Consider the following 17331-nt stretch of genomic DNA (forward strand, 5'->3'; position numbering starts at 1 on the left):
CCTCCTCCCCGGGGGAGGGTGAAGGATTTAGGCGCCAGGCTGGGATTGCAGATTGGATAAAACAGGTGAATGCGAGCGGCTTGCGTTGTCACAAAGCCTTCACGAAAGTGTCACCTGGGGGAAATCGATTAACGCCATTCTGTGCTGGAGCAAGACGCTGATCCCGCGCGTTGCCAGGGAAGGGCAAAAAATAGTCATTGATGAAATGGCGGGATCAGAAAGTGTGTCTATACTCATCCCATCTGAAAACTGCAGGTCGAGAAAGGTGATGCACCAGCAGCGATCCGATATCAAGGCCGGCTTTATGCCGGCTTTTGTTTTTTTATGTGCCGTCGACAAAAATGACATCCATGTCATTTTTATCTCCGACGCAGTCGAAAACGCTGGCGCAGAGGCGTCGCTCTGCTGGGTTTTCGTCTGCTCGCGCCGGCCTGTGGCCGCGACCGGTACCTCCTGTACCGATGGGCACTCCGTAGAAAGCTCGATTCCCCAAACTATTGCGACAGGCAGGCTTGCCTGCTAAATTGCGCGAAATTCCACCAGCGGAGGATTGTTGATGATTGCATCCAAGCCCCGCCGGGCCAGCCGCGACTAAATCGCCACTCGCCCGGCAATGTTCTTTTGTCGGGTTTCCCCATCCCATTGGAAACCCTTTTCGATAGCGCCCAAACTACATGGGCTTGAATGACGTGTGCCTGCATAAAACGTGTGCAGGGCACTTTTGAGGGTTCAGACCTTGAGTAAATCCCTGATTTCGCGCCGCCCGGTAATCCGGCGTGGCGCTTCCTCTGGTGGGCAGGAAAAGGCTGCCGGCGCACAATCACTGTTGCGCGTTCTGGGCTGGAAGCCGTTTTTCCAGCAGCAGTTGTCACTGGATGAACTGACCGATTGCGAACCGGTGCGGGTGATGGCGGTGCATCGCGGCCAGTTAGAGGTGTCCGGTGAGCGCGGTGACGAAGTGGTGCTGGTCCACGGCCCGCTGTTTGACGACGCCGAGGAAAAGCCCACGGTGGGCGACTGGCTGCTGCTTGAGCGCGACAGCCGCAAACCCTTGCGTCGCCTCGAGCGCAGCAGCCTGTTCCGACGCATGGCGCCGGGCGCGAAGCAGGTGCAGCTGATTGCGGCGAACATCGACAACGTGCTGATCGTCACCTCCTGCAACCACGACTTCAACCTCTCCCGTATCGAGCGCTACCAGGCGCTGGTAAAGGAAGCCGGTTGTCGCGCTTGCGTGGTGGTCACAAAGGCCGATCAGAGTGACGCGCACGAGCAGTACCGCGAAGCCCTGAAAAGCTATCGCGACCTCCCGCTGGTGCTGGTCAACGCGCTGGACAGCGCAAGTGTGGAAGTCCTGCGGGAATACTGCCGCAGCGGCGAAACTCTCTCACTGCTCGGCTCCTCCGGCGTTGGCAAATCCACCCTGTTGAACAGCCTTGCCGGCAGCGAACTTGCCGCCACCGCGGGCATCCGTGAAGACGACAGCAAAGGCCGCCACACCACCCGCCACCGCGCCCTGTACGCCATCCCCGAGGGCGGGCTGCTACTGGACAGTCCCGGTATGCGCGAACTCGGCCTGGCAGATGTCAGCGAAGGACTCACCGCTGTCTTTTCCGATATCAGCGAACTCGCCGCCAAGTGCCGCTTCGCCGACTGCGCTCACGAGACAGAGCCTGGCTGTGCCGTGCGCGCGGCGATGGACTCCAACGAGTTGGATGAGCGACGCGTACGCAACTGGCGCAAGCTGGAGCGGGAAGTAAAACGGAATAGCCGCACCCTGGCGGAAACCCGTGCGGAAGAGCGCGCGTTTAGTCAGTTAGTGCGCACCGTGGGAGGACATGCGCGTTCAAGAAAAAGTGGAGAGAATTGACGCTAACGAAGCGTAAAACTCGGACGTGAAGGCAAATTGCCGGGGGCCTGTTTTCAGAAGCGTCGGCGACAGGGAAGTCGCCGACGCAGCGTACAGGGATGTATTCACAGCGGTTCTGAAAACCGGCCCCCGGTGATTTTACGCCCGGAAGCCTGCTAAAAAGGCACGTGTTTTTGGGACGGGAATTTATATATTCAGCGCCGCCTGACCCGCAGAATCACTTACCGGTGTCGTGACGCTAATCTCCCCGCCCTGAGACTCAATCCAGGCATTCATCCGTTTTTCCAAAACATTCAACGGCAGCGCACCAGCACCCAGCAGTGCATCGTGGAAACGGCGAATATCGAAATTATTCCCCAGTGCCTTCTCCGCCCGCGCGCGAATTTCCTTGATCTTCAACTGTCCAACCTTGTAAGCCAGTGCCTGGCCCGGCCATACCAGATAACGGTCAACCTCCACCACAATATCGTGCTCAGGCTTCGGGCTGTTCGCCATAAAATACGCAATTGCCTCATCCCGGCTCCAGCCCAGCTGGTGCATGCCCGTATCCACTACCAAACGCACCGCGCGCCACATATCGTAAGTCAGCGCACCAAATTCGTTGTAGGGATCCTTGTACAGACCGAGATCGTAACCCAGGCTCTCTGAGTACAATCCCCAGCCCTCCACAAAGCCTGTGTACATCTTGGTGCGCCGCAGGCGGTGAATATCTTTCTGCTCCTGCGCCAGTGCAATTTGCAGGTGATGGCCCGGCATTGCCTCGTGCACCGTCAGCGCCTCCATCTCCCAGGTCGGACGGCTATTCAGATCGTAAGTGTTGGCAAAGAAAACCCCCGCGCGCCCCGCCTCCATCGAACCCGGCATGTAATAGGCCGTGGTCTGGGATTTTTCTGAATACGCCGGAATCGGCTTCACACCATAGGGCAGGCGTGGCAGGGTGCCGAACAGCGCCGGCAGCTCACCGTCGATACGCTTGGCAATGTCACGGTAATTCTTCAGTAACTCGTCTTTGCTCTGGTAAAAAAAGCGCGGATCACTGCGCAGGAAATCGGTAAATTCCTTGAAGCCACCGGTGAAGCCTGTTTTCTTGATGATCGCTTCCATTTCACCGCGAATACGCCGCACTTCCTCCAGGCCTATACGGTGAATTTCTTCCGGGCTCAGCTCGGTGGTGGTTTCCTCGCGCACCTTGTATGCGTACCAGCGGACACCATCATCGTTCCTGGTAAAGGCGGTTTCGGTATTCGCGTTGGGGATATATTCCCGCTCCACGAACTCGGCAAATGCCTGCCAACTTGGCACCAGGGATTTCTGGTAAATATTCTGTGCGCGGGAGCGCAGGCGCGTCTGCAGCGAGGCGGGAATGGTTGCGGGCATTTCATTGAATGCCTTTAGCAGCGGGCTCTGCTGCGGATCGGCGGGAATCAGTGCGCGGATCTGGCCGGGCAGTTCACGCAGGGTAATTTGCGGCGGGGTCAGTTTTTGCTTCAACCCCTTTTCCATCAAAACTTGTGTCTGCTCAATCAGCTGCGGCAGCTTTTCCAGGCGCGCGAGAATATTTTCGTAATCCGCCGGGTTGCGCTTGGGCATGGTGTTCAGTACCCCGGGGACACTGCGCTGGATACCACTCATATGGTTTACCGGCAGCAGGTGTTCGGGAAACTGGTAGCCGCGGACTTGCGTCAGCAGGTCCTGGTAGAGCAGCTGGTAGTCGAGCTTTTCGTTATCCGCCAAATTGTCTTCGTCGATGTGGCGGCTGGCCGCCAGCAGTTCCCGGGTCTGCCCCTTGCGCTGTTCAATCCCTCTGGTGGACTGATCTGTCCACATCTGTTCCACGCCGGGATAGCCCTGGTAAGTGCCGGTTTCGGGATAGCTCTCCATGATCCAGCGGTAGCGCAGGTCCTGCAGGGCCTGAAGCTTTTCACTGGCGCCCTTTTTGGGGATTGCATTCAGATCCTTTTCAAAGGCTTTTTGGTCCATTGCCTGGACATTGACGCTCGCGGCCATGATGGCTGCGGACAAACCAATGAATTTAGAGTTCAGGATTTTTTTAAAAGAATTGGAAAAGAACATCGTACTTCCTGTCTCTGATTGTTTTATTGATGAATTGTTATTTATTTTCGGGACGCTTAACTTGGATGTTAAGGCAGAGCACAGGGTGGTGCATTTGGAAACCGTCGCAAACAGGGATGTTTGCGACGGAGCGTACAGGGTGTATTTAAGGGGGGCGCCTAGCCCGGTTCCAAATGCACCACCCTGTGATCTGCCGCCACTAATTTTTTCGGAGCCTCGTTGCGGGGCTCTATTCGGAGCGCGGTGGCGGTCGGGCACCGGGGGCGGGTTTTCAGGACCGCTGTGAACCCATCCCTGGGCGCTTCGGCGCAAACATCCTGTTTGCGACGATCCTGAAAACCCGCCCCCGGCACCCGGCCTTCGCTGTAAGCTTTGTACTTCGTAGGCGATCAGTAATTAGATCGCGGCGGCCTGGCCGTTGAAGCCGTTATTGTTGTTGGCCATGGCATCGATTCGCGTGCGAATCTGTTCTTCGATGCCTTTGGCATCCAGGCCGATTTCTTCCAGCAATTTCTGATGTTTGCCGTGCTCGATAATCTTGTCCGGCAGGCCCAGTTGCAGCAGCGGTACCGGCGTTACACGGCGGTTCAGATACTCGGCAACCGCGCTGCCGGCGCCGCCGGCAATGGTATTTTCTTCCAGTGTCACCAGCAGGCTGTGGCTGTCGGCCAAGCGATCGATCAGCTCTTCATCCAGTGGTTTGACCCAGCGCATATCCACCAGCGTCGCGCCGAGCCTGTCGGCGACTTCACGGGCAGAAGCCAGCAAGGTGCCGAAGCTCAGGATGGCCACATTGGATCCTTCCTGAATCACGCGTGCCTTGCCAATTGGCAGCTCGGTCATGGTTTTTTCAATTTCCACACCCGGGCCGGTACCGCGGGGGTAGCGCACCGCGGCGGGGCCGGGGTGCTGGTAGGCGGTGTAGAGCAGCTGGCGGCACTCGTTCTCGTCGCTGGGTGCGGCGATCACCAGGTTGGGCAGGCAGCGCATAAACGTGAGGTCGAAACTGCCCGCGTGGGTGGGGCCGTCTTCGCCGACGAGACCGGCGCGGTCGATGGCGAAGGTCACGTCCAGATCCTGAATCGCCACATCGTGCACCATCTGGTCGTAGCCGCGCTGCAGGAAGGTGGAGTAGATCGCCACTACCGGCTTCTGACCCTCGCAGGCGAGGCCCGCACCGAGGGTGACCGCGTGCTGCTCGGCGATCGCCACATCGTGGTAGCGCTCGGGGAAGCGCTCGGCGAAGTCCACCATGCCAGAGCCCTCGCACATGGCGGGAGTGATGGCGATGAGCTTGTCATCCTGCTCCGCGGTGTCGCACAGCCACTGGCCGAATATATCCTGGTACTTGGGACCCTTCTTCTTCTGCTCTCCAGCTTTTTCTGGGGGCACCGCCACCTGGACCTTGGGTTCCGGCTCCAGCTTGTTCAGCGCGTGGTAGCCCACCGGGTCCGCTTCCGCGGGGCCGAAGCCCTTGCCCTTGGTGGTGACGATATGCAGCAGCTGCGGGCCGCGCTGATTGCGCAGGTTGCGCAGGGTGTGCACCAGGTCCTGCATGTTGTGGCCGTCCAGCGGGCCCACATAGTTGAAGCCCAGTTCCTCGAACAGGGTGCCCGGGGTAATCATGCCTTTCACGTGCTCTTCCGCACGGCGCGCCAGTTGCCACGCCTTGGGAATCACCGACAGTACCTTGCGGCTGCCCTCGCGCATGTTCAGGTAGGTCTTGCTGGCGAGGATGCGGGCGAAGTAGGTGGCGAGGCCGCCCACGTTCTTGGAGATCGACATGCGGTTGTCGTTCAGCACCACCAGCATGTCTTTGCCGGTGTGCGCCGCATGGTTCAGGGCCTCGAAGGCCATGCCCGCGGTCATTGCACCGTCGCCGATCACCGCTACCACCTTGCGCTCGTCGGGGGAGCCCAGCGCCATGCCGAGGGCGGCGCTGATGGAGGTGCTGGAATGGCCGACGCCGAAGGTGTCGTAGGGGCTTTCACTGCGCTTGGGGAAGCCGGAGAGGCCACCCTGCTGGCGCATGCTGAGCATCTGCTCGCGGCGACCGGTGAGGATCTTGTGCGGGTAGGTCTGGTGGCCCACATCCCACACCAGGCGGTCTTCCGGGGTGTTGTAGATGTAGTGCAGGGCGATAGTCAGCTCGACGACGCCGAGGCCGGCGCCAAAGTGGCCGCCGGTCTGGCCCACGCAGTACAGCAGGTATTCGCGCAGTTCGGTCGCCAGCTGCGGCAGTTGTTTTTCCGACAGGGCGCGCAGTTGGGCCGGATCGTCGATCTGGTCGAGGAGCGGTGTGTACGGGCGCTGGCGGGGTATCTGGTCGAACATCGAGGGTCCTGAATTCGGGCGTTTGGGCCCGTTTTCCTGTGCGGCTTGGGGATGGCAAGCGGCACTGGGCCCAAAGTATCAATTGCAACTGATAATGGTGGGGATTGTATGCCCACAGGCGCGAGATTGCATCCTGTGGGGCCAAGTACCGGGGGGCGTAGGAAATTGGGCTCAGTGATCCCGGTGAACGATATAGTCCGCCAGCTGCTGCAGGATGGCGGTGTTGCCCCCCAGCTGTACCAGCGCGTCGCTGGCTTCGCGGTACAGTTCGTCTGCCTTGGCGCGGGCACCGTCGAGGCCGAGCAGGGAGACATAGGTGGGTTTGTTGCGCGCGGCATCGGCGCCCTGGGTTTTGCCCAGGGTTTCGGTATCCGCGGTCACATCGAGGATGTCGTCCTGCACCTGGAACGCCAGGCCGATGGCCTCGGCGTAACGGGTGATGGCGTCGAGCTGGCCGGCATCGGCGCCGCCGATCAGTGCGCCCATACGCGCGCTGGCACAGATCAGGGCGCCGGTCTTGAGGCGGTGCATCTGCTTCAGTTGCTCGAGAGTAAGGGCCTGGTCGACCGCTGCCAGGTCAATGGCCTGTCCGGCCACCATGCCGCGGGCACCGGAGGCCTGCGCCAGCTCGGTCACCAGGCGGATACGCAGTTCCGCGGGCAACGGGGCAGCGGCGAGAAGCTCGAAGGCCTGGCACTGCAGCGCGTCACCGGCGAGGATCGCGGTGGCTTCATTGAACTGGATATGACAGGTGGGACGGCCGCGGCGGAGGTCGTCGTCATCCATCGCCGGCAGGTCGTCGTGTACCAGGGAATAGGCGTGTACACATTCCAGCGCCGCCGCCGCCTGGTGGCTCTGGTTTGCCGCCGCGGCACCGCCCAGGGCCTGGGCCGCGGCGTAGACCAGTGCCGGGCGCAGGCGCTTGCCGGGGCCGAGGGCGGCGTAGTTCATGGCGGCGAACAGGGTGTCGGCAGTGGAATGGTCAGCCAGTGCCGCCTTCAGGGTCTGTTCGACCTGCTGGCCGGAAGACTGCAGGAAAGCCTTGAGCTTTACCGGAATCGCAACAGGGGTGGAAGTGCTCACTTACTCCGCATCTCCGGAGAAATCGTCTTCCGCGTCGAAGGGCAGTTCCTGCACCTTGCCGCCTTCTTCCATCAGCACCTTCACCTTCTGCTCGGCGCTCGCCAGCTTCTGCTGGCACTCGCGGGTGAGCTTCACCCCGCGCTCGAAATCCGCCAGTGCCTCGTCCAGCGGCAGGTCGCCACTTTCCAGACGCTCCACCAGCTGTTCCAGTTCTTCCAGTGCGCTCTCGAACGAAGCGGCTTTCTTTTTGGCGGCCATGACCTAGTCCCGAAAATAGTCTCGATAAATAGCGAGGGTATGCAATTGCGGGCAACCTTAGCGGCTGCGGGGTGGAGGGTCAATTGGAGCGCCGGGGGACCATTGGGTCCCCCGGCGGTAACCGGGTGTCACGGCAAATAATTCTGCAGCTCCCGCCCGCCCCCTTGAATCTCCTGTTCCATCAGATAATGCGCCAGCGCCCGTTTCTGGGTGTTGCTGAAGCCGTAGTTGGGCATCGGTGGCGTCGGCGTATCGAAGTAATCCGCCAGCTCTTTCAGGGTGTACTTGCGGCTCAGGTTTTGCAGTGGGATCTGCTGGTGGCAGCGGATGCAGTTGCGGCGTTCGAAAATCTGCGCGCCCTGGCGGGCGGCGTCGCCGTCGATGGCCAGCGGCTTTTTCGGCGCGCTGATGGGCGGGCGTGTGCCGGCGGGAACGCGCGGTGCGTTTGAATTGGCCGCACCCGGCTGAATCCGGTACACCGCACCCGCGTAATCGTCGGAGACGTAAATATTGCCGCGCGCATCCTCGACAATATCCACTGGGCGGCCGTACACCGTGTTTTTGTCGTCCGCCAGAAAACCCCACATAAAATCTTCTGCGTGAATCTTGCCGCGCTCGTCCCAGTGCAGCGCCACCACCTTGTAGCCGTCCTTCACATCCCGGTTCCAGGAGCCGTGCAGCGCCACCAGTGCTACGTCGCGATACGCGTCGGGTTGTTCCGAACTGCGTAAAAAGCGCATTCCCAGCGGCGCATTGTGGGCGCGGAACTCGAATGCGGGGGGTATCGACGCGGCAATTTTCTGCTGGACCTCCGGGTTTTTCCCCTCGCCAAAATCCGGGTCCGGCACCCGGTTGCCATTGGCGTAGGGCCAGCCGTAAAACCCGTCCTGCTCAATGCGATTCAGCTCGCAGGGTGGGAAGTCATTACCCAGCCAGTCGCGGCCGTTGTCGGTGGCGTAGAGCGCACCGTCCTTGGGGGACCAGTCGAACCCCACGCTGTTGCGCAGGCCCGTGGCATAGATCTCGAAATGGCTGCCGTCCGGACGGAAACGCATGATGGTGGCGCGGCGCGGGTCTTCCTCCTCGCACACATTGCAGGTGGAACCGCTGGACAGGTACATCCAGCCATCCGGGCCCATGCCGATGGTCTTGGTCCAGTGGTTACCGCCATCCCCGAGATCGGTCACGATCCTCTGGTAACGGCTGGCAATGCGGCCATCGGAGTGGTCGAAGAGCGCGCGGCCGACGCCATTGCTCTCGGCGATATACAGCCAGTCCTCATGCAGTGCCAGCCCGTGCGGGCGCTGCAGACCGTCGATCAGTACCCGCTGGCCGTCGGCTTTGCCGTCGCCGTTGCGGTCCGCCAATAGCAGGCTCACCCGGCCGAGCTTGGGTTGGGACACCAGCAGATCGCCATTGCGGGTCACGGCGAGAAAACGCGCGTTGGGAATTTCCTCGCTGTAGAGATCCAGCCGGTATCCCGGCGCCAGCTGCAACTCGCGCTCCACCGTCGTTTTATCTGTCCTCGCGCCCAGTAGCTGGCCCCAGGGCACGTTGACGCCGGGTATCAGGCCGGCGGCAACGGCGGCCACCAGCAAAATGATGCCAATGGCGGCTATTGCTACCAGGCGATAAAAAGTTAGCGCGTTTTTCGACGTGGGTCTCACGATCGTCTTGATCTCGTAACAAAAGTAACTATAGTTGGCCGCTAAATGTCGCACAGCAGTACCAGTTGCGATACGCGCCACCAGTTCCCTCAAATCCCGCCTACGAAAAGTGTGACGCCAGTCACTCGTTTGTAAGACATCTCTTACAACAAGTTCAGCATTTTCCCACTACCCGAATTTTCTCCAGCGACCATAATGTAATTGCAAGGACGGAGAACGGATTGCACCGGCGGCAAGGACAGGTCACCAAGGAATGGAGACCGCGCTGCCAGCCTGAAGGGACTTGGGCACCATCCTGTGAGACGCACCGCTTGGGCTGGATTGCTCAAGCGGTGTTTTCATTTTGGGCCTGTGTATTATCGTCACTCGCACTTCCTGTGTTCAATTTTCCCTGTCAGTACAAACGAAATAGCCGGCCTTTTCAAAAGATCAGCACCGGATTTCGTTCATTGTCTGGAAATCGTAACAAACCTCCGCTTTAATCAGCACAAGACGGTCCAATTATTGTGGCCGCGGAGGATGAAGCATTCAGTAAGTTATTGCTCTACCCGTTCTTATCGCTGCCACCGTGGCCTCACTGGTGGTCGAGCCTTCATTGCCTCCAAATTTCGCCACTCTGCTCCAGCGCCGCCGCACTTTCCCAGATTTCCCGACCAGATTATCTGTCTCAACACTTCTTCCTGTTCCAATCCCTTTCCCTGCATCGCCACCAGAGCCCCGCCGGAATTCCCGCGGGGCTCCGTTGCTTTCAGGGTATGCCAATTTCGGAGGTGAACACATGCAAGCACAGATCCTGAGGTTGAATCTCGCCGGGCAGCCGCTGGAGTGGGTGAGCTGGGAAGAGGCCGCCTGCCTGTATGTACGGGACCTGGTCACCTGGACCCTGGGCGGCGTGGTGCAGACCGTGCATGGCGGAATCAACCGCCAGGGCGAGCGCTCAAGGCTGGACCTCGCCGCGATCATCGCCTGCGGCGGCGAGCGCATGGCGCGTCCGCGCACCCGGCCTCCACTCACCAACCGCGCGCTGTTTGCGCGGGACGAACACACCTGCCTCTACTGCGGCAGCTGGTTTCCGCTGCGCGACCTGACCCGGGACCATGTGCAGCCGGTATCCAAAGGCGGGCGCGACGTGTGGGAGAACGTGGTCACCGCCTGCCGGCGCTGCAACCAGCACAAGGGCAACCGGTTGCTGCAGGACCTGGATATGGAACTGCTGGCGCTGCCATTCGTGCCGAACGCCGCCGAGTATCTGGCGCTGATCAACAGTGTGCGGATTCGCGGTGACCAGATGGAGTTTTTGCGCGGCCAGTTTTCCCGGCCGCGACAGGAGGGTTGGTTGGTGGACGGACTGCCGATAGCGGGTTGATCCCCGCTGGCTCCGTCAGACCGCGGCTCGGATCAGCGCGGTGAGGTAGGTGCAGAAGTCGTGCCCGTTGTTCTGCAGCATTTTCGGGAACATGGAGATGGAGGTCATGCCCGGGAAAGTATTCACCTCGTTCAGGTAGATTTCCCCGTCATCGGTAAGGAAGAAATCGATGCGCGACAGGTCTTCCAGCTGCAGACCGATAAACGCGCGCTTTGCCGCCTCGTAAATCCAGCCCAACTGGCCATCGGATAAGCCTTCCGCCACCACGTGGGTGAGCGCGCGGCTGCCCTCCGCGTATTTTTCCTCGTAACTGTAGAACGTGTCCGCGGGCGCACAGACTTCACCGGGCGCGGTGATCACCAGTTCCCCCTCATAGGTGTAAGCCGCCACTTCCAGCTCGCGCACCTTCAGGCACTTTTCCACCAGCACATAGGGGGAGAGGCGGAAGGCATCGTTCAGCGCTTGTTCCAGTGCCTCCTCGTCGCTCACCTTGTAGCAGCCCACGGAAGATCCCTGGTTGGACGCCTTCACGAATACCGTGCCCCACTGCTGCAGTGCGTCTTTGGCCTTGGCGGTTTCCTCCGCGGTATTGGTACAGAGAAACTGGTAGGGCGTGTTGTCGACGCCGAGCGCGGTGAGCCACAGCTTGGTGGTGATCTTGTTGAAGCAGATCTTGCTCGCCTCGGAGCCGCAGCCGTAATAGGGCAGGCCGAGGATCTCCAGTTGCGACTGCAGGTCGCCGGTTTCACCGGGGTAACCGTGAATGGAGGGAATCACATAATCCACCGGTTGCGCGCTGCCACTGGCACTGTAGAGCAGTTTGTCCGAGCGCAACTCGCGCAGCATGCCGTCGCTGTCCAGCAGCTGGCCGTTTTCGTTCATGGTCACACGGGTGAGCTGAATGTCCGGCGCGCCCGCCAGTTCGCGCTGGATGAAATCCGCAGTGCGCAGGGAGACATCGTGCTCGCTGCCGCCACCGCCACAGATCAGCAGGACCTGGATGTTGTTGTGGTTATGAGTCATCGGGTTCTCATCAATCAATTACTATGGCGCCGCCGGTGCGGTGAGTACCTGAGCGCACTGCGCGGGCATGTCCGGCTTTTTCGGCGGCTTTTCCGGTTTCGGTTTCACCGGCGCAGTGCCGTTGAGGATGGCGTAAAAATCGTCACTAAACCACCAGTCGAGCCCGCCCTCGCAGGGCTTGCCACTCACCTTAGGCTGCGGCACACAGTTTTTGTCTTCCGGCGGACAGTTCAGGCGCACATGGAAATGATAGTTGTGTCCCCACCAGGGGCGCACTTTGCGCAGCCATTCATTGTCGCTGCCTGCAATATCGCACATTTTCCGCTTGATGGTCGGGTGCACGAAAATACGCGCGACACGGGGATCTTCGGAGGCAATGCGCAGAATGCCGGGAATGCGCTGGTCCCAGTTTTTTTCCAGCAGCATATGCCTGCGATCATCGGCGATGGGAACCGCTGAGATATTGTCCCGCTCCCACGGGGTCAGTGGGCGCTCGGCGGCGCGCTCGTCCTGGGAGAACCAGATATCCGCGTCCAGCCCCATCTGATGGCTGGCGTGGCCACTGCTGAATGGCCCGCCGCGAGCCATGGACATATCGCCAATCTGCAGGCGGCCGAGATGTTTTTCTTCCACGGCGTTGGAAAAGTCCTTGAGGAATTCCACCAGGTACGGATTGCCGTAGTGGCGGTTGCGCCCGGTGCGCACCAACTGAAAACCCTCGCCGCGCACCGGCATTTCCTCGGCGCCGCTGAGGCAGCCGTTGCTGTAGCCGCCAATACTTTCGGGCAGTTGGTTGGTGGGCGTGCGCGCCACCTCCCAGGGATTTTTCGCCAGGGTGGGGATGGCTGCACTGACTAGCAGTGCGCTGAATATGGTCTGGAATAGGAATCGGGTGGAGATCGACATGATTTACTGCGGTGGTGTCGGTTTAGTTTTTTGTGCCCTAAGAATTATAGAAGTTCCGTCAATGGGTTCTGTGGAATGGTCCGCTTCGGTGGCTTTTCGTGGTTGGGTCGTTGGGTGGTTTGTAGTTGGCGAGTTGGGTGGCGGCTTGGCTGGGCGGTGCTCCCTTGCGAGACACGCCCATCCCAAGCCTTAGCGAAAAACTTACAGAACCTCGCGGCAGGCCGCCACCAATGCCGCCATCTCCTCATCCGTACCGATGCTGATGCGCAAGTACTCACTAATCCGCGGCTTATTGAAATAGCGCACGATGATGTTGCGCTCGCGCAGGGCCAGGAACAAATCCTCGGCGGAAATCTTTGGCGGTTTGGCGAAGATGAAGTTGGCGGTGGAGGGGATGATCTCGAAGCCCAGCTCGTTCAGTTGTGCACAGGTGTCTTCACGGGTGGCGATGACTCTGGCGCAGTTATCCACAAGCCAGGTGCGATCCGCGATGGCGGCGGTTGCCACCTTCTGCGCGATACCGTCGATCGGGTAGGAGTTGAAGGAGTTCTTTGCCCGGTTCAGGCCCTCGATCAGGTGCGCCTGGCCCAGTGCATAACCCACACGCAGCCCCGCCAGCGCGTGGGACTTCGACAAGGTGTGCACCACCAGCAGGTTCGGGTAGCGGTCGATCAGTGCGATTGCGCTGTCGCCACCGAAGTCGATGTAGGCCTCGTCGATCACCACCACCCGCTCCGGGTGCAGCTTCAGCAACTGCTCGATTTCCGCCAGCGGCAGGTAGCGGCCTGTGGGCGCGTTCGGGTTGGGGATGATCACACCGCCGGCGCCGTCGATCGCGTAGTCCGCAACCGCGATGGAAAAGTCCTCCCGCAGCGGCAGGGTGCGCGCCTCGATACCGTAGAGTTCGCAGTACACCGGGTAAAAGCTGTAGGTGATGTCCGGGAACAGCAGTGGCTCGGGGCGCTGGAAGAAACTGTAAAACGCGTGCGCCAGCACCTCGTCGGAGCCATTGCCCACAAAAACCTGTTCCGCCTGCAGGCCAAACTGCGCGGCGATGGTAGTGCGCAGTTCGGTGGATTCCGGGTCGGGATAGAGGCGCAGGTGGCTCGGCAGTTGCGGGTCCTGCAACACGGCCTGGGCCTTGGGCGAGGGCGGGTAGGGGTTCTCGTTGGTGTTGAGCTTGATCAGGCGCGCGGTGGTTTTCGGCTGCTCCCCCGGCACATAGGGGTGGAGCCGGGCAACGGCCGGGCTCCAGAACGGATTGTCGGTGGTCTGATCGGTGGTGGGCTCGGTCATGGCATTCACTCCTTGTGCGCGCCGCGAATTGCTTGGGTGGGCGGGCGGAGATTTTATGCCGTGTGCGCGCAGACTTCGACGGCTATTCGCCGTGAATTTCCTCTTCAGTGTCTTTCTTTGCGCTCTTCTTCTTGCCCTTTTTCGTGTCCTCTTCGATGGGGATATCGAACAGCTCCGGCGCATCGGCGAGGAATTCTTCCAGCGGCACCGGCCGGCGGAACAGGAAGCCCTTGTACTTCAGCTCCCTGGATACCGGCGGAGACTCGCTAAACTCGCCCATGTTGCCGATCTCCACCGCCGCAGCGAAGCCGAGGAAGCTCCACGGAATCAGGATCGAACCCAGGAAGCGCCAGTGGGGGGCAATATTCAGTGCGAGATACGCCGCGCACCACAGCATTACCGGCAGCAGCACCGCCAGCACCAGGATATTCAGCAGCGGCAGTACATGCTCGAGGTTGAAGTTGAAATTGAGCAGGCCGCCAAACCACTGCCACACGGCGTAAACCAGTGCCGCGGCGGCGGCGATGGAGAGGTGCGGCAGGAAGTGCGCCTCGTGCTTCACCACCTTGCCGATAAATGCCCAGGCGGCGGCGTACACCAGCAGGCCAATGATCACATCGGTCAGCACCTTCACCACACCGGTCCACTTGAATTCGCTGCTGGTGCCGAGCCACGCGAGCCACAGGCTGAGCCCCGCCACCAGCAGGCACAACAGCGTGGCCACCAGCGGCGTCGCCAGGCGGTCGAACACCGTTTCCGCCGAGTGCAGCGGGATCGCCGGCGCCACACTCATTTCCGTGTCGATAAAACGCACCCGGCTCTTGCCGAGCTGGATCTCGTCGCCGCACTGGATATGGCGCTCAGTGATCGCCGCCGGCTTGATGGACTTGTCGCGGAAATTGCGCACCAGGCGCACGCCGTTCAGGCTGTTGAGATCCCGCAGCACATAGCAGCCATCTTCATCCCGCACCACTTCCGCGTGCACCGGGTCGACATGGGGGTCTTCCAGCATCACCGCGTTGTCGTAGCAGCGCCCGAGGGTGGCGCGGTCCCCGTCCAAGCGGTAGCGGGTACTAACCCGGTGGGCACGATTGATTTCTTCGATAATCAGTGCCATTGAATTTCGCTCACAAATTTCTCGGTGAAGGCGCTGGCGGACTCCTTGGTGAAACCGGAAAGGGTGAAGTGGCTCACCAGCGCGCGGTTGGCCTGATCTACGGTCAGGCTCACGTAAAACACGTCGTAGAGTTCCGGGAACTCCTTATAGCGGCGCACACACACCGAGGTACGGGCGATGGCCGGCGCGCTGTTGCCGTTGGCCTTCGGCGGCTTCTGCGCCGGTTCCGCATCGTCTTGCGCGTCCTGTTCCTTGCCGCCGGCGCCATCGCGCGGATGGGTGGTGAACTGCTGCTTGCAGTTGAAGTTGGTCACATCGTCTTCGCCGGCGCTGTTACCCGGGTAGAAGCCGCTCATCTCTTCCGCGTAGCCGCTGTAAAAGCGCGACGGTGAGAGCTTGCCGTTGGATTCGAGCCAGAAAAATTCGTACTCCACCCGCCCGGTGTCGAAGCTCTCCGACAGGTACACCACGTCCTGCCCGGTGCAGCCCTTGGCCACCTGCTGGATCGGTTCGTCCTCATCGTCGGTGGAATTGCCCCAGCACTGGATCGCCGGCACGATTTCACCCACCACCAGCGCATCGCCCAGCGGGCGCAGCTGCCAGTCGGCGTTGAGAATCTGGTCGATGATGCGCTGCTGGTTCTTGAGCAGCTGGCGGTTGATCACCGGTTGCAACACGATGGCGCCGTTGCCTTCGCTCATCTCCTGCTTGAAGTCCTCGAGCAGCGCCGCCAGCTTGTCCACCGGCACCAGGAAACTGATCTGGTTGCCGGCGGTGGCCACATTGATACCCACCACCTCGCCGTTGCGGTTGATCACCGGGCCGCCGCTCATGCCCGGATTGATCGATCCGGAAAAATGGATGCGGTCGTAAAAACTGCCGGTGGCGATGCCATTGTAGGTACCGGGCACGATGGTCATGCCGAGATCCAGCGGGTTGCCCATGGAGACGATGGTCTCACCCTTGCTCGGTGCGGTCTTCGCCAGGCGCAGGTGATCCTTACCCGCCTCGCCCTTCTGGCGCAGGATCGCCAGGTCGTTGATCACATCCACATCCAGCAGCTCGAGGTCGCCCTCCTGCCCGTCCACCGAGAGGTATTTGAGGGAGTAGCGTTCCGGCTGGTGCACCGCTTCCGACACCACGTGGTAATTGGTGGCGATCAGGCCGTCGGCGGTAATCTGGAAACCGGAGCCCAGCCCCGCCTTGGAATTGGAGGACTGTTCGATCAGGCGAATCTGGTACAGGCTGCCGCGGTAATCGCTGTACAGCTGCTCATAGCTCTGCGCCAGCGCCGCACCGGCGCAACACCACAGCAGTATGGCCAGCAGGGGCGAAAACAGACGCGTATAAAGGTCGGACATATTGTGATGCTTTTCGTGGTGCTTTTCGTTGTGTACTGGCGATAGCGAAAATTCAGGCGCCAGCAACCTGCGCGGAAAAACGTGGCAGTAACGCGGCGACAAGTACTGATTAAATTGTGGCCGAAAAGACGACCGATATTACGGGATCGGTCGCGGCCCAACAAGCGAGCCACAGACCCGGCAGCAGCTCCCGCCAAATGACTTTTTCGACTGTTGAGTGTAGTGAATACCGCGGAATTTCGTGTAATGAGAAAAAAACTCGCGATGAAAGTGAGTGAATACTCCGCCGCTGTCGCCCGCCGGCACGACATTTTCCATTTGGTGTAATGGCGTGTAATGGCGTGTGATCGACGTGTAATAAGGTTCGGCGTATTTTGGCGTTCAAGGTTGAAGGAGTTGCGCTGCCCGGCCGTCACAGGAGCCGCGGCAAGGTGGATTGCAGACACCCGGTTACCGGTGTCCATCACGGAAGGTGGAACCAATAAGGGAGGCGACGGAACTGCCTCCCTCACCGGCAACGGTACCGCGCCCTTCAACCAGGCCTGCTCACACTAAATTCGATAGCCGCGTTGCAGTGCCGAAGCGTGCTAGGCAAGGCGCTAGGAGCGCAGTTTAGTAACACTAAATAAGCGACAAGCAACGCAGCATAGCGCGCTTTGGCGCGCAACCCGCAGGGAAGGGGCTGTCGAATTTAGTGTGAGCAGGCCTTAGCCAAAGGATTGGTAGTTGCCCGTTTCCGCAGAGCCATTAGCGGCTGCAGGCAACAAATCAGGAAGACTTCAGCGCAAGCTGAACGGTCAGGTCGCCCCGGTAACCACAGAGCCTAGGAAGCCGGGATCGTGGAAGGGCCTGACAGAGGCACGGATGCCTCATTTCGCTCTTGATAGTGTTGTTGTAACCGTAGATGGCTGGGACCATCTTTTTTGTACCGGCAGTAAGCTTGCTTACTGCCGGTTTTTTTTGTCAAAAATGTGATGGAG

13 protein-coding genes are annotated in these 17331 nt (G+C 60.3%); 3 read left to right on the forward strand and 10 right to left on the reverse strand.

The annotated features are described in order from the left end of the window. Positions 1-52: 52 nt before the first annotated feature. Together R5R33_RS12500 and rsgA are read left to right on the forward strand one after the other, a co-directional pair. Positions 53-523, forward strand: coding sequence for a hypothetical protein (locus tag R5R33_RS12500; protein ID WP_318953036.1), 471 nt, complete (start codon positions 53-55; stop codon positions 521-523). 213 nt (positions 524-736) lie between these two features. Further along, complete coding sequence (rsgA, locus tag R5R33_RS12505) at positions 737-1867, forward strand: ribosome small subunit-dependent GTPase A (RefSeq protein WP_318953037.1); 1131 nt, start codon at positions 737-739, stop codon at positions 1865-1867. 186 nt (positions 1868-2053) lie between these two features. Here the strand turns inward: rsgA and R5R33_RS12510 are convergent, their stop codons facing one another. The 5 genes from R5R33_RS12510 to R5R33_RS12530 form a co-directional block, all read right to left on the reverse strand. Next, entirely contained in the window at positions 2054-3874 is a 1821-nt protein-coding gene (locus R5R33_RS12510) for a DUF885 domain-containing protein (protein WP_318953038.1), read from the reverse strand. A gap of 462 nt (positions 3875-4336) precedes the next feature. After that, entirely contained in the window at positions 4337-6274 is a 1938-nt protein-coding gene (gene dxs / locus R5R33_RS12515; protein ID WP_318953039.1) for a 1-deoxy-D-xylulose-5-phosphate synthase, read from the reverse strand. 171 nt (positions 6275-6445) lie between these two features. Then, on the reverse strand, positions 6446-7333 hold the full coding sequence (locus R5R33_RS12520; RefSeq protein WP_404810399.1) for a polyprenyl synthetase family protein: 888 nt from the start codon (positions 7331-7333) through the stop codon (positions 6446-6448). Positions 7334-7357: 24 nt separating this feature from the next. Beyond that, positions 7358-7615, reverse strand: a complete 258-nt coding sequence (gene xseB / locus R5R33_RS12525; protein ID WP_318953041.1) for an exodeoxyribonuclease VII small subunit — start codon at positions 7613-7615, stop codon at positions 7358-7360. Between the two features lie 128 nt (positions 7616-7743). Next, positions 7744-9336, reverse strand: coding sequence for a PQQ-dependent sugar dehydrogenase (locus R5R33_RS12530; RefSeq protein ID WP_318953042.1), 1593 nt, complete (start codon positions 9334-9336; stop codon positions 7744-7746). Positions 9337-10060: 724 nt separating this feature from the next. Between R5R33_RS12530 and R5R33_RS12535 the strand changes: the two genes are divergently transcribed. Then, positions 10061-10648 carry an HNH endonuclease gene (locus R5R33_RS12535; RefSeq protein WP_318953043.1) on the forward strand — a complete coding sequence of 196 codons (588 nt, stop codon included), beginning with the start codon at positions 10061-10063 and terminating at the stop codon, positions 10646-10648. 15 nt (positions 10649-10663) lie between these two features. On the opposite strand, the gene R5R33_RS12540 is transcribed toward R5R33_RS12535, so the two are convergent. The 5 genes from R5R33_RS12540 to R5R33_RS12560 all read right to left on the reverse strand — a co-directional run bounded on the left by R5R33_RS12540 (position 10664) and on the right by R5R33_RS12560 (position 16351). After that, on the reverse strand, positions 10664-11671 hold the full coding sequence (locus R5R33_RS12540; protein ID WP_318953044.1) for a D-alanine--D-alanine ligase: 1008 nt from the start codon (positions 11669-11671) through the stop codon (positions 10664-10666). A 21-nt stretch (positions 11672-11692) separates the two neighbouring features. Next, a complete protein-coding gene (gene mepA / locus R5R33_RS12545; RefSeq protein ID WP_318953045.1) occupies positions 11693-12577 on the reverse strand; it encodes a penicillin-insensitive murein endopeptidase in 885 nt (294 codons plus the stop codon). A gap of 201 nt (positions 12578-12778) precedes the next feature. Beyond that, positions 12779-13873 carry a histidinol-phosphate transaminase gene (gene hisC / locus R5R33_RS12550; protein ID WP_318953046.1) on the reverse strand — a complete coding sequence of 365 codons (1095 nt, stop codon included), beginning with the start codon at positions 13871-13873 and terminating at the stop codon, positions 12779-12781. An 82-nt stretch (positions 13874-13955) separates the two neighbouring features. Then, positions 13956-14990: an FHA domain-containing protein gene (locus tag R5R33_RS12555; RefSeq protein ID WP_318953047.1), complete on the reverse strand. Its 1035-nt coding sequence runs from the start codon at positions 14988-14990 to the stop codon at positions 13956-13958. Continuing rightward, positions 14981-16351 (reverse strand): S1C family serine protease, encoded by a 1371-nt coding sequence (locus R5R33_RS12560; RefSeq protein ID WP_318953048.1) that lies wholly within the window; start codon positions 16349-16351, stop codon positions 14981-14983. The genes R5R33_RS12555 and R5R33_RS12560 overlap by 10 nt, the downstream gene beginning before the upstream one ends. Positions 16352-17331: the final 980 nt, after the last annotated feature.

It is taken from the genome of Microbulbifer pacificus, from assembly GCF_033723955.1.
GTDB lineage: Bacteria > Pseudomonadota > Gammaproteobacteria > Pseudomonadales > Cellvibrionaceae > Microbulbifer > Microbulbifer pacificus.